Source organism: Elusimicrobiota bacterium, assembly GCA_016706425.1.
Taxonomy (GTDB): Bacteria; Elusimicrobiota; Elusimicrobia; order FEN-1173; family FEN-1173; genus JADJJR01.
This window is the reverse complement of the sequence record JADJJR010000001.1, coordinates 998,422-1,010,699: the sequence shown is the minus strand read 5'-3', so window position 1 is coordinate 1,010,699 and position 12,278 is coordinate 998,422. Positions and strand designations below refer to the sequence as shown.

The window sequence follows — 12,278 nt, the reverse complement described above, 5'->3', positions numbered from 1 at the left end:
AGTTTAAGAAATCCTTTCGTAAAAATCAAGTTTTGTTCCTGCGCCGCATCGGACGGTCCTGAACCGGGGCAAACCCCGTGGGCTCCACCGGCACCGTGCCGTCCGCCGGTAAATCGGCCGCCTTGAACGCCGGCGCGGGCGCCGGACCGCTCAAAGTTTTCACCATCGCGATTTCAACGCAGGTGTCGGGGAAGTAAGGGCATCGCACACACTCCGTCCACACCTTGTGGGGGAGGGCGTTCTTCACCACCCGGTCGAACCCGATTTTGTCGAAGAAACCGTCTTTCATGGTCAAGGCGAACACCTTGGTGACACCCAGCGTGTCGGCGTCTTTCAGGCAGGCTTCGACCAGCTTCCGCCCCAGCCCGCGGCCCTGGTAATCGGGGTCGACGGCCAGGGCTTTCACCTCGGCCAAATTGTCCCATTGCACGGCGAGCGAACAGCAACCCACCACACGCCCCCGGTCCTCGGCGACGTGGAACTGCTGGAGATTCTCGTACAACTCCGAAATCGCGCGGGGCAACAATTCCCGCTTTTCGGCGAAAACTCCCAACAATTTATGGATCGGACGAACGTCCGCGATGCGCGCGCGTCGGACTTTGATCATGGGGAAACGTCAGTATACTATTTTTGGGCGGAGCGCGCCGCCCCCGCGGGGACGCGGGCGTTCCAGCGCGCCCGCAGTTCCTCGACCCGGGAACGAACGGCGTCCATCTTGGGGTACCGGATCTCCCGGTAACCCTTCGCCTCGGCCGGGGCCGACAGCGCTTCCACATAAAGATCGTAGGCCCCGTCATCGGTGAAAAGGTTGAACCCGTCCACCACGCCCTCGTACCATTCCAGGAATTCCCGCTCGCGGCGGTGCCAGGCGGGCAACAGGCGCCGCAACACCCCCAGGCGCTTCATCACCATCAACTGCCAGTCCCGGGAGCGCCAATCGAATTGAATGTCCCGGCCGAACAGCGTGAAGCGGGGCCGGTTGAGGTGGACGTATTCGAGCCGGTCGCCGCGGCTTTCATCGATGTTGTAGCGCGAACGGTCCCGACGCCGTTTTTCGGGCGAGGTGAGGAGGTGGGCCACGTACACTTCGTCCTTGATGGCCATGACCCGGGCCAGGTTGTCCAACACCGCGCGGGTGGCGCGGTGGCCGCGCGCGGGGGTGTCTTTTTTATAGACCGCCCACAGGCGCGTCAGGTAACGGCGCGCGTAGGACGGCCCCCCCCATTGAATCAGGTCGTAGACGTATTGGGCCATGCGGGCGCGGTCCGCCTCGGGCAGGTCCATCCAGCGGCTGGCCTCGTCCATCACGCGGCGGTAATCCCGGGACCAGGCGCGCCCCCGGAGAGGGCGCGACGCGCGCAGCAATTGGGCGCGGTCCTCCAAAACCTCCCAATACCCGGGCAGACGGGGCGAAAAGGCCGAGAACTCCTCCGGCCGGGCCGCCGCCCGCCGTCCCACGTCGAAGGCCCGCAGGTTCTCCTCACGATCCTGCACCGGAACCATCAGCGCGATGGCCTTTTTGAGATTCTCCATGGACAAGGGCAGATGACCCTTTTCGTAGGCCGCGCCCAGCAAAAGCACGTTGGCGTACAGGCGGTTTCCAAAATAGGCCTCGGAGACGCCGGCGAAATCCAACCCCAAATACCCGCGGGTGGCGGCCTTGATCGCCTCCTCGAGGCCCGCCACCGAAAAATCCTCTTTCCCGAGCAGGGTTCGGACGGTCGGCATCTTGTGGGTGTTGACGACGGCGTCGGTGCGCCCCGGCGAGGCGACCCGCAGGTTCATGCGGTTGTCGAGCCCCCGGGCGGCTTCGAGCAGGTCGATGCCCAACAAAAGGTCCGCCCGGCCGTAGGGAACGAGGGGCGCGTGGATCTTGGGCTCCCGGGAAAAAATCACATGCCCGTAAACCCCGCCGTTGCGGATGGCCAGGCCCTTTTTGTCGGCGAACAGGACGTGGTAACCTTCCAGAAGACCCGCTTGAACCAGAATCCCCGTGGTGACACCCGAGCCCATCCCGCCCACGCCCGCGGTGTAGCAATACCAGGTGTCTTCGAGCCGCGGCGCGGCGCGGGACGGGAGCGTCTCGTCAACGGTTCCCTCCTTGCCCGCGGTGGGAGCGCGGCGGTGGACGATCACTTCCTCAAACGAAGGGCAGACCTTGCCCTTGGCGCAGGCCCCGTCGGACACGCAGAGGGACCGGTCGGTCACGATCTTCGGCCCGTGCAACGTGTCCTCGATGGCCAGGCCGGGGCAGCCCGTGGCGTTGGTGCACTCCAGGCACGTCTCACAAACCTCCGGGGTGATGTTGATAAAGCGTTCTTCCGGCAAATAACCCTGCTCTTTGACGACGCGCTTTTTTTCCCGGCGCACGCGACGTTGGTAGGTGATGCCGCACTCCTTATCGGCGATGATGATTTTAACCCCCGGGCGGAGAACCACGTCCTCAAGCAATTTCCGGTAGGCGTCTTGGTAACCGGGGTTCACGCGGAAAATGGGCACGGAATCCCGGGACAAACCCCGCACCACCTGCTCGATGTTTTGGGCGAAGGTCCGCTGGGCCAGCACGTCGGACGAGGAGCCCGGCGTGGGTTGATGGCCCGTCATGGCCGTCGTGCCGTTTTCCAGGATGATGTAAGTGATGTCCTGGTTGTTCTTGATGGAATCCGACACCGCGACCATGCCCGAATGGAAAAACGTGGAGTCCCCCAAAAAGACGACCTGTTTGTTTTTAATGAAGGGATCCATTCCCGAGCCCGTGCCGCCGCCCAAGCCCATGCCCGAATAGTCCTGCATCAGGCCCACGTTGGGTTCGAACTGCAGCATGGAGTGGCACCCCGACTCCCCGTGGAAAATCACGTCCATGGGGTCCCGCCCCTCGCCGGCCATGTAGTCGGCGTTCAGAAAATCCTTTTTCAATGCTTTGGCCACGGTGGAAGAGTCCCGGTGGGGGCAGCCGGGGCAAAACGTCGGCGTGCGCACCGGGATCGACACCACGCGCCGGCCGGCGTCTTGAATCAGCGCCAGGACCGGTTCGGCGGTGGCCCGCGCGGCCGCGGCGGCCGCGGGCGCCAGAGTGCTCAGGAGCGGGTGGAGTTTTTCGAAAACGATCGAACTGTTGAGGCCGCGCACCACGGGAAACCCCTCTTTTTCGTCGGGGAACTTTTTTCCCCACACGGCCGGAACGCGCGGGGCGCGCCCCTCCTGGCGGGCGCGCTGGAGCGCGCGTAGCACCTGGGTCTCCAAAAAGTCGCGCTTTTCCTCAACAACCACGAGGTGGTCCACCCCGGCGGCGAAATCCACCAACAACGCCTCGTCCAAGGGGTAGGTGACGCCGAACTTCAAAATCGGGAAGCGCCCCTCCAGCCCCATCTCCCGCAGGGCCTGGGCAAGGTAGCAATACGACAAACCGGCCGTGACGAACCCCACCGTCGGTCGATCGGCCCCGGAGGCCGGGTCGACGCGGTTCAACCCCCGCGCCCGCACCGCGTCCAGAAGGCGTTCGAACCGCGACGCCAAAGTGGCTTCCCGCAGGGAAGTGTGGGGCGGAATCATGACCGTATGGTCCACGGGCAGTTGGGCGCTGGACAGGGTCGCCCGGTGGTGGTGATTGAGCCGCGGGTACAAATTGGGCCGGCACTGGACGGACCCCCCCCCGTCGGCCTGGTTCGTCGTCAGGACCATCGTCAGGTAAAGGTCGGAAGCGCCGGAAAGTTCAAAAGCCTCCCGAATCCAATCCTTCAATTCCTGGAACGTCGCCGGCTCGATGACCGGCATGTGGAGGTGAAGGCTCAAGAAACGGGAGTCGGAGTTGATCTGGGTGGTTTCGTTCCAGGGGTCGTCGCCGACGATGACGAGCGCGCCGCCCTCGGGTTTTTTCGATTCGGCCAGATTGCCGATGGCCAACCCATCGGCGGCCACGTGCATGCCCACGGATTTCATGACGGCGAGGGCCCGCAGGCCCGCCAAGCGCGCGCCGTTGAGCCGCGCCGCGGCCAGCCCTTCGTTGTTCGCCATTTGGGCGACGATGCCTTTTTCCAACAGGAGATCCGATACCCGCGTGATGGCGTCGAAAACCTCGGACACGGGGGAGCCCGGGTAGCCGGTCAAAAGGGCGACGCCCCCCTCCAGGGCCCCCTTGAGGATCAACTCGTTGCCGGTGTAGGGCGCGACGCCCTCTTCCTTCAAAAATCGTTTGTCCACAAAATCTCCTTAGGAACGGCGCGACGCGCCGAGAAGCTCCCGGGCGTGGCGCAATCCCACATCGGCGGTGTCGCCGGCGGTGCCGAACAGGCGGGCGATTTCCACCACCCGCTCTTCGTCGGTCAAACCCCGCACCCGTGTCCGGGTTCGGTCGTTTTTCACTTCCTTTGAAACGGACCAATGGCCGTCGGCCCGCGCGGCGATGGTCGCCAGATGGGTGATGCAAAGCACCTGACGCCCCTCGGCCAATTCGGCCAACTTTTTCCCCAGGACCGCGCCCAGGGTGCCGCCGACCCCCGCGTCGATCTCATCGAAAATGAGGACCGGGGGCCCGTCCGAGCGCGCGGCGGCGCTTTCCAACGCCAGCATGACGCGCGACAGTTCCCCGCCGGAGGCGACCTCCGCCAACGGGCGGTGCCCCTCCCCGGGGTTCGGGGCGAAAACGAACGTCACACGGTCGACCCCGGTTTCGGTGAAAGTGTCGGGCGCGCTGTCCACCGCGATGTCGAACCGGGCGTGGGGCAACCCCACGTCTTTGAATTCCTTTTGCACCGCCGTCGCCATTTTTTTCGCCGCGCGGCGGCGGGCGTCGCTCAACACGGCGGACCGGCGGGACAATTCCATCTGCGTCTCGTCCAGGCGCCGCGCGGCGTCCCGCCCCCGTCCCTCCAGGTTGTCCAGGCGTCCCAGAGCCTCCTCCACCCGCCGCCGGTGCGCCACCACGTCGGCCAAGGTGGGTCCGTACTTGCGCTTAAGCTTCGCGAGCGCATCGAGCCGCCCCAGGAGGGCGTCGAGTTTCGCCGGGTCCGATTCCAATCCGTCGGCGTAGGCCTCGAGGCGGCGGGACACCTCTTCCAGGGGGATCAACGCGCCCGCCAAGAGATCCGCCTCGTCCCCCAGCGGCGCCCCGAGACCGCGCAGGGTTTCCACATCGCGCTGGACGCGCCTCAACAGATCCACCGCCGATGATTCCTGGGCGGTCAAGACCCCGTGGGCCTCTTGGGCCACCTCGCGCAAGCGCGCGGCGTTTTTCAATTGCGGCAACCGGCCCTCCAACTCCGCTTCTTCCTCCGGCCGGGGATCGGCCTGGTCCAACTCCTGTTTTTGAAACCGGTAAAGATCCAGCCGCTGGGACCGCTCCTGCTCCGAAAGCGCCAGGGCGTCCCGTTCTTCGACGGCGGCGCGCCACGCGCCATGGGCCGCGGCCACGGCCGCGCGTTCGGCCTCCAGGGAACCGAAATCGTCCACCGCGTCCCGTTGCTCGGAGGCCTTGAGGAGCAACTGGTGCTCGTTTTGCCCGTGGATGAAAACGAGCCGTTCGCCCAACCGCGCGAGGGTGGCGGCGCTCACGGGGTGGTCGTTGACGAACGCGCGGGATTTCCCCCCGGCGTCCACCTCGCGGCGCAACACGAGAGCGTCGTCGTCCCCCTCCAAACCCAATTCCTTCAACAAGGCGGAGAGGCGCTGGCCCGACAAACGGAAGCGCACCGCGACCGACAACCGGTCGGCCCCCTGGCGTATTTGCCCCGGGTCGGCGCGGCGGCCCAAGGCGAGGCCCAGCGCGTCGAGGAGGATACTTTTGCCCGCGCCGGTTTCCCCGGTCAAGACCAGGAAACCCGGGGCGAATTCCAGGCGGGCGTCTTCCAACAAAGCGAGGTTGCGCACCGACAGTTCGGTCAACACGATCAATCCCCCCACCGCAATTTGTCCCGCAGCACGTCGAAATAGGGCTTTCGGCCGTCGGACAAAATCCGCAACCGCGCCGGCGACCGCCGGACCACCACCCGGTCGGCGGAGCCGAGGGTGAAATGATCCTGGCCATCCAGGGAGACGCTCAAACGCTCCTCGGGCCGGCGGGGCCGCAACCGCACCTCGATCACGGCGCTGGCCGGCAAAAGCAAAGGCCGTTGGCTCAGGGAATGCGGGCAAATGGGCGTGACGACCAAAAGGTCCATTTCCGGCGTCGCGATGGGCCCGCCGGCGGCCATGGAATAGGCGGTCGATCCCGTCGGGGTCGAGACGATCAGGCCGTCGGCCACGTAATCGCCCAGCGCGTGCCCATTGACGCTCACCGCCAACCGCACGACCCGCCCGCGGGCGGTGCCTTCGATCACGCAATCGTTGACGCCCGGCCGCGGGACGCCTTGGGAGGTCTGGGCCTCGAGCATCATGCGGCTGTCCGCCTCCAGACGGCCCGCGATCAACCGGGCGAGCACCGACCGCGCGTTCGCCACATCGGTCGACGTCAAAAACCCCAGGCGCCCCAAATTGACGCCCAACACGGGCACGTTGTGCGGCGCGGCCCGGCGCGCGGCCGAGAGCAACGTGCCGTCCCCGCCAAAAGAGACGGCGGCTTGGGCGGCCCCCACCCGCTCTTCCGAAACAACCCTCACTCCCCGGCGGTTCAGATAGGCGCGGGCTTCGGCCAGGGCCCGGCGGGCCTCCGGCTTTTCGCGGTTGCAAAAAAGGGACACCGCTTGGATCGCGTTAGCCAACGTGCTCCCGCTTCACCAGTTCTTCCCACACTTTGACGACGTCGCCGTCCCACCAACCGCGCTCGACTTCCTCCCACATGGTTTGAAACGCTTTCCCGACGGGGTAGGCTTCCTTGTAGCTGCGGCGCGAGGTGAGCGCGTCGTAAATGTCGACCACGTTGACGATGCGCACCAACTTCGGGATTTCAACGGCCCGCTTGCCGTCGGGGTACCCGGTGCCGTCCAGGCATTCGTGATGGTGGCGGATGATGGGCAAAATGTCGTCGAGGCTTTTCAAGCGCTGGCAGATTTCGCACCCGATGAGCGGGTGCTTGCGCATGACCTCCCACTCGTGGTCGTCCAGCGGCCCGGCCTTCTGCAAAATCACGTCCGGAATGCCCAGCTTGCCGATGTCGTGGAGAACGCCCCCCTTGCGCAAGGTTTCCAGCTCGAAAGCGTTGCACCCCAGGGCCCGGCCGAGCGCCACGGCGTAACGACCCACCCGGTCGGCGTGGCCCAGGGTGTAGCGGTCCTTGGCCTCGATGGTGCGGACCAACGTCATGAGGATGTCCTCGGCGTCTTCCAGCTCGTCGGTGAGGCTTTTGATGCGCAACAAAGACCGGACCCGCGACAACAGGGCGTCCGTTTCGTAGGGTTTGGGAAGAAAATCGTCGCACCCGGCCCCGATGGCGCGGGTTTTCTCGTCCTCGGGAAGGAGGCCCGTCACCAAAATGACGGGGAGCAACCGCGTTTCGTGGGTTCCTTTGATTCGGCGGCAGGTTTCGAGGCCGTTCATCCGGGGCATGTCGAAGTCGACGATGCACAGATCGGGACGGCTTTCCTGGATCCGCTCCAACGCCTCCAGACCGTCCTGGGCCACCGCCACACGGTACCCCTCGGCGTTCAACAGGGATTCAAGGAATCTTCGCGCGGTTTGATCGTCGTCGGCGATCAGGATGGTGGAGTCGCCCGCCCCTCGGGTCGTCATGGGGTCAATAATACCAGATTCTCATGGGTTTTCCTTCGACAGGACCTCGAACAACCCGTACCGCTCCAACGGGGACCGGCTGAGGGTGAACGGCAACGGCCCCCAGGCCGAGGCGTAAAAGCCCGCGGCCCCGCGGTTGTCCATGACCCGCACCGGATAAGCCGATGGGTAATCGTAAATTTTCCTCAAGGCCAGGGGCGGGCGGCGTTCCCCAAACCACCAAGGCGGCATGATGACTTCCGGCCGGAGCAAGAGGTCCCCGGGCTGGAAAACCGTTTCGGGGAAAGCCGGCCGCCATCCATCGCCTTTCAGCAGGTCCCCCGCCCGAAAGGAGTCCCACAAAATAAACTTCCGCCCGGACGGCGCCGCGGGGGCATCCGCGCGCAGGTCGGCGGCGATCCGGCGTCCCGTTTGCGCCTGGAACCAATCGGCCGCGGCCAATCCGCTCCCGAAGACAAAGAGGGCAACGGCCGTCCGCGCCACCGCGCGGCCAAAGGCTTCCGGCGCCTGGGCCCGCCGCTCCCCCAGCGCGCGCAAAAACAGGAACACCGCCGGCGGCAAAAGGGTCAGGTAATAACGGGCGGCCACCCATTGCATCACCCAAATCATCTGCACCGTCCCCAACAGCAGCCAAAGCCCCAGAAAACGATCCCCCGGAAAACGGGACCGGCCCGCAACGATCCAGAGGCCCCCCAGGAACACCGCGCCCAACACCACCAACAGCGCGAAAAAAACGCTTTGAAAGGGCGTGAAACCCGCGAGAACAAAAAAAACGATCAGAGCCCCCGCGGCCATTCCGGCGACGCCCACGCCCCGACGGGTTCGGGGCGCAAGAAAAAAGGGGATTCCCAGGGACCCCGTCAAAAAAGAGAGAAAGACGACGACGTGGGACCAGGCGAACGATTGCATCACGCGCTTGGAGGATTCGGTGAAATGCGGCGCGCCGTAGGTGGCGACGTTCCAGAGGCTCCACGCCCCCAGAACGGCGGCGGGGATCCCGAGGAAAAGCGGCGCCGTTTTCCAACGGGGCCGCGGGCCGGCCAGGGCCCAATACAACAGGGCCAAAACCCCCGCGTACCCCGCGGTGTACTTGGCCAGCACCGCCAACCCGATCGCGACGCCCGCGCCCGTCAACCACCCCATCGACCGCCGGGCCAGTCCCTCCGTCCAGGCCCAGAGGCCCGCGAGGAAAAAGAACAGCATCGTGGAATCGATGAGAAGCCCATAGGACGAAAGCCAAAACGCCGGCGCCAAAGCGGACAGCACCGCGGCGGGAATCGGCGGGACGACGAACCGACGGGCCAAGAGAAAAACCATCAAGGCCGCGCCTCCGGAAAAGAGGAGGGACAACAAACGAACGGCCCACAGACGGCCGTTTGTGATTTTCCAAAAAAAAGCCAGGGCGTAATGGTGGAGGGGCGGATTGACCATGCGGGGCGGCTGGCCCCGTTCCCACCCGCGGTGGGCCGGCCCCGCGTCATCGGCCACAAAATCGTAAGGGCGGGCGGGGTGGTCCAAGAGGCCCCGGGCCATCAAGACGTGGTAATGGTCATCGACGAAATAGGCCCGGCCCACGAAAGGCGCCCCGAGGGCCAGGGGAAGGAGGAACACCCAAACGGCGGGGGGGATTTTTTTCACCGGGGACATTATAGAAAAAGCGGGGCCGTCGGTCGTTTGGCGGCCGACGGCCCGTTGGCGTTTGAACGGCCTGTACACCGAGTTCTGTCCCCGCGCCGAGCGCGGGGCCGGACCATTTCTCTGGGCGGCGCGTTGCCGCGCCGCTCAAGCGGCCCACCGGAAACGGGCCCGTCCGAAGACGGGGCGGCGTCGGGCCGACGCCTTCTCGCGAACCGTTCCCTCTTGGCCTTGCTCCGGGCGGGGTTTGCCGCCCCGCGCCTCTCGACGCGAAGCCGGGAGCTCTTACCTCCCGTTTTCACCCTTGCCGGCCCGCCTCGCGGCGGACGTGGGCGGTTTGTTTTCTGTGGCACTTTCCGTCGGGGGAAACGCCGACCCCCGCCTTTCCGTTAGAAAGCGCCCGGCCCTGTGGAGCTCGGACTTTCCTCTCCGCCCATCTTCGGCGGAGCGGTCCGGCGACCGTTCAAATCAAATCGACGTTTCGGCGGCCCCGGTTCCCCCGGCGTCCAGGGCCCTGTTGGCCAAGGCGTCCGCCCGCACGTTGCCCGGTTCGCTCGAACGCGCGATGTGCCTCAACGTCAGCGATTCAAAATCCGCGGCCAAGCCCCGCGCCCGGGCCAACAGCGCTTTCATGCGCTCGTCCTTGGCGCGGTACTCGCCGGTGAACTGGCGAACGACGAACTGCGAATCGGTTTTGACCACCGCGCGCCGCGCCCCCAGGGCCCGCAACTCTTTGAGCGCGCGGATCACGCCCTCGTATTCGGCCACTTGGTTGGTGTTCACGCCCAGGGCGATTCCCCACTCCCCGGCCCGCCGTCCCGACGGATCCAGCACGACCAGGCCAAAGGCCGCCGGCCCCGGGTTGCCCCGGGAGGCGCCATCGCAATAGGCCACCCAGGACGGCGCCGTCATCGAGAAAAGTTTATTGGGGTACCGCCGTGTCGGCGGGTTTGGGGGGTATGTAAAGGAGCCGTGAACAGCTTTCGCAGGCCACCAATTCCTTGCCCTTCATCACTTCGTTGAGCAGGCTGGCCGTGAGGCCCGTGTGGCAACCGCCGCAGATCATATCCTGGAACGGGACCACGGCTTGAAACCCGGGCCGGCCCCGTTGAATGGAATCGTAGCGTTCGCGGGCGGCGTTCGGCAAACCGGCGGCGAAGGCCTCCCGTTCGGCGTGTTTGGCTTCGGCCTGGGATTTGTCCGCCGCCTCTTGCTCGTTCAAGGCGGCGTCTTCGGCGTCCAACGCGGCGCACTGCCTTTGATGTTCCGCTTCAACGGATTTCGCCGCTTTTTGCAGGCCGTCGATGGTCTCCATCAACACGAGGACCTGGTCCTCGATGGCGGATTTTTCTTTTTTGGCGGCTTCAATCTGGGTGAGGAGGACTTTGTAAGCGTCGTTCGATTTGACGCTGTTCAATTCCCCCGAACTTTTTCGAATCACCTGGTCTTTGGCGTCGATGTCCATTTCCAGGTTCTTTTTTTGGACCTGGGCGTCGATCAGGTTTTTTTTGGAGTGCGCGTGTTGGGCGAGGAGGGCGGCTCGGCGAACGGCCACGGCCTCGCGTTGGGGACCGATTTTGGCGGCGTGCCGGCGGAGGACGTCGAGCTCCTTGTCCAATTCCTGCAACCGCACCAGACCGAGAATGGCGTCGTTCAAGAGGGCCTCCGGGATGTCATCCGTCGCGTGGGCGGTATAGGGATTGAACCTATGACCTTTCGCGTGTGAGGCGAACGCTCTGCCGCTGAGCTAACCGCCCGCGCGACGGACGAAGGCGGCATTGTATCATTTTCCATCCGGGGTCGGAACGCTCAGGAGCGCGGGTCCAGGATCGCGTCCAACGCGGCTTCGTAATCCAACCCCTCGGCCAGGTCGTCGTGCCCGGCGTCCACCGGGAACAACCTTTTTTCGGTCCGAATCAACGGCAACAACCGTTCGCTCGAGGAAAACGGGATGAGTTCGTCGCGCCGCCCGTGGATCAAGAAAACCGGACACCCCACCGACCCGATCCACCGGTCGCTGCGCATCGGATATCGAAGCACGAACCCCGGTACGTAGGGGTAAATCCGCCGCTTGACGTCCAACATGCTCACATAGGCCGATTGCAAAAGGAGCAACCGCGGCCGGTGCCGGGACGCCAAATGGACCGCCACGCCGGAGCCCAGGGAACGACCGACCAAAACCACCCGGTCTTCGGGAGTCCGGGCCAAGACCCATTGATAGACCGCCTCGGCGTCGGCCAACAACTGGGCCTGGCTTTGAATGCGCCCGCCGCTTTTGCCGAAACCCCGGTAATCCACGAACACGGCGTCGTACCCCCGGGCGATAAAAGGGCCCATGGCCGCGCCCCAGCCGGCCAAATTCCCGGCGTTGCCATGAAAGAAAAGGACGACCCCCCGGGGGCGGGGCACGGGGAACCGCAGGGCGTGCAGTCGCGCTCCCTCAACGGGAATGAAATGCTCTTCAAAGGGCGCCGGAAAGACCATACGGGCACTCTCCGCCATGGGGGTGGGGTAGAAAAGAAGGCGCTCCTGGTGGACATAGAGATAGAGGTTGAACAGCGCCCACACCCCGAAAACGACCCCGGCGGCCAGCAAAAGGAAATGCACGAGGACCCCGGAGATTTTGCGGAGACCGGGGGTCAACGCCGGGGCCCCCGCCCGAGGAGGACGGAGAGCACGGCGCCCGCCGCGACCACGACCCCGGCGGCCAGGAGGACCCGAACAACATAAATCTTGAGAATACTCAAAGTCACGAGGTCGAAAATGAAAAGGAGGGACAGACCGGCCAACACCAATGTCATGAGGGCGGCCACCCCCCTTAGGCAAATTTCCAAACGACCGCGTTCAGGCGTTCGATCCGAGCTTGTGTTCACAGGGGCCTCCAGGGAACAAGTTTAGACACAGAAATCCGGGTCACTTCAGTGAGCTGATTATATATAAGTAATCCATTCCCTCGCCGCCCCAAAAAAGGGGCCCCGGTC

General features: G+C 64.9%; 10 protein-coding genes, 1 tRNA gene and 1 other RNA gene. All 12 read right to left on the bottom strand.

The window, feature by feature from the left end; genetic code table 11:
- Positions 1 to 25: 25 nt before the first annotated feature.
- Positions 26 to 607 carry an N-acetyltransferase gene (locus tag IPI56_04150; protein MBK7544932.1) on the bottom strand — a complete coding sequence of 194 codons (582 nt, stop codon included), beginning with the start codon at positions 605 to 607 and terminating at the stop codon, positions 26 to 28.
- Between the two features lie 17 nt (positions 608 to 624).
- Complete coding sequence (locus IPI56_04145) at positions 625 to 4,200, bottom strand: 2-oxoacid:acceptor oxidoreductase family protein (GenBank protein ID MBK7544931.1); 3,576 nt, start codon at positions 4,198 to 4,200, stop codon at positions 625 to 627.
- A 9-nt stretch (positions 4,201 to 4,209) separates the two neighbouring features.
- A complete protein-coding gene (gene recN, locus IPI56_04140) occupies positions 4,210 to 5,883 on the bottom strand; it encodes a DNA repair protein RecN (GenBank protein MBK7544930.1) in 1,674 nt (557 codons plus the stop codon).
- Positions 5,884 to 5,885: 2 nt separating this feature from the next.
- Entirely contained in the window at positions 5,886 to 6,695 is an 810-nt protein-coding gene (locus tag IPI56_04135; protein ID MBK7544929.1) for an NAD(+)/NADH kinase, read from the bottom strand.
- Positions 6,688 to 7,662 (bottom strand): response regulator, encoded by a 975-nt coding sequence (locus IPI56_04130; GenBank protein MBK7544928.1) that lies wholly within the window; start codon positions 7,660 to 7,662, stop codon positions 6,688 to 6,690. The genes IPI56_04135 and IPI56_04130 overlap by 8 nt, the downstream gene beginning before the upstream one ends.
- A 21-nt stretch (positions 7,663 to 7,683) precedes the next feature.
- Positions 7,684 to 9,300, bottom strand: a complete 1,617-nt coding sequence (locus IPI56_04125; protein MBK7544927.1) for a glycosyltransferase family 39 protein — start codon at positions 9,298 to 9,300, stop codon at positions 7,684 to 7,686.
- A gap of 57 nt (positions 9,301 to 9,357) precedes the next feature.
- Positions 9,358 to 9,764, bottom strand: an RNA gene (gene rnpB / locus IPI56_04120) — RNase P RNA component class A.
- Position 9,765: 1 nt separating this feature from the next.
- Positions 9,766 to 10,209 (bottom strand): ribonuclease HI family protein, encoded by a 444-nt coding sequence (locus IPI56_04115; GenBank protein ID MBK7544926.1) that lies wholly within the window; start codon positions 10,207 to 10,209, stop codon positions 9,766 to 9,768.
- A 10-nt stretch (positions 10,210 to 10,219) separates the two neighbouring features.
- Entirely contained in the window at positions 10,220 to 10,954 is a 735-nt protein-coding gene (locus IPI56_04110; protein MBK7544925.1) for a hypothetical protein, read from the bottom strand.
- A 28-nt stretch (positions 10,955 to 10,982) separates the two neighbouring features.
- Positions 10,983 to 11,054 (bottom strand) — tRNA-Val (locus tag IPI56_04105).
- Between the two features lie 52 nt (positions 11,055 to 11,106).
- Entirely contained in the window at positions 11,107 to 11,940 is an 834-nt protein-coding gene (locus IPI56_04100) for an alpha/beta fold hydrolase (GenBank protein ID MBK7544924.1), read from the bottom strand.
- On the bottom strand, positions 11,937 to 12,170 hold the full coding sequence (locus tag IPI56_04095) for a hypothetical protein (GenBank protein ID MBK7544923.1): 234 nt from the start codon (positions 12,168 to 12,170) through the stop codon (positions 11,937 to 11,939). The genes IPI56_04100 and IPI56_04095 overlap by 4 nt, the downstream gene beginning before the upstream one ends.
- Positions 12,171 to 12,278: the final 108 nt, after the last annotated feature.

Excerpts from the sequence above, each read along its gene's own strand:
- IPI56_04150 (MBK7544932.1), bottom strand. The coding sequence starts at position 607 with ATGATCAAAGTCCGACGCGCGCGCATCGCGGACGTTCGTCCGATCCAT.
- IPI56_04115 (MBK7544926.1), bottom strand. The coding sequence starts at position 10,209 with ATGACGGCGCCGTCCTGGGTGGCCTATTGCGATGGCGCCTCCCGGGGC.
- IPI56_04130 (MBK7544928.1), bottom strand. The coding sequence starts at position 7,662 with ATGACGACCCGAGGGGCGGGCGACTCCACCATCCTGATCGCCGACGAC.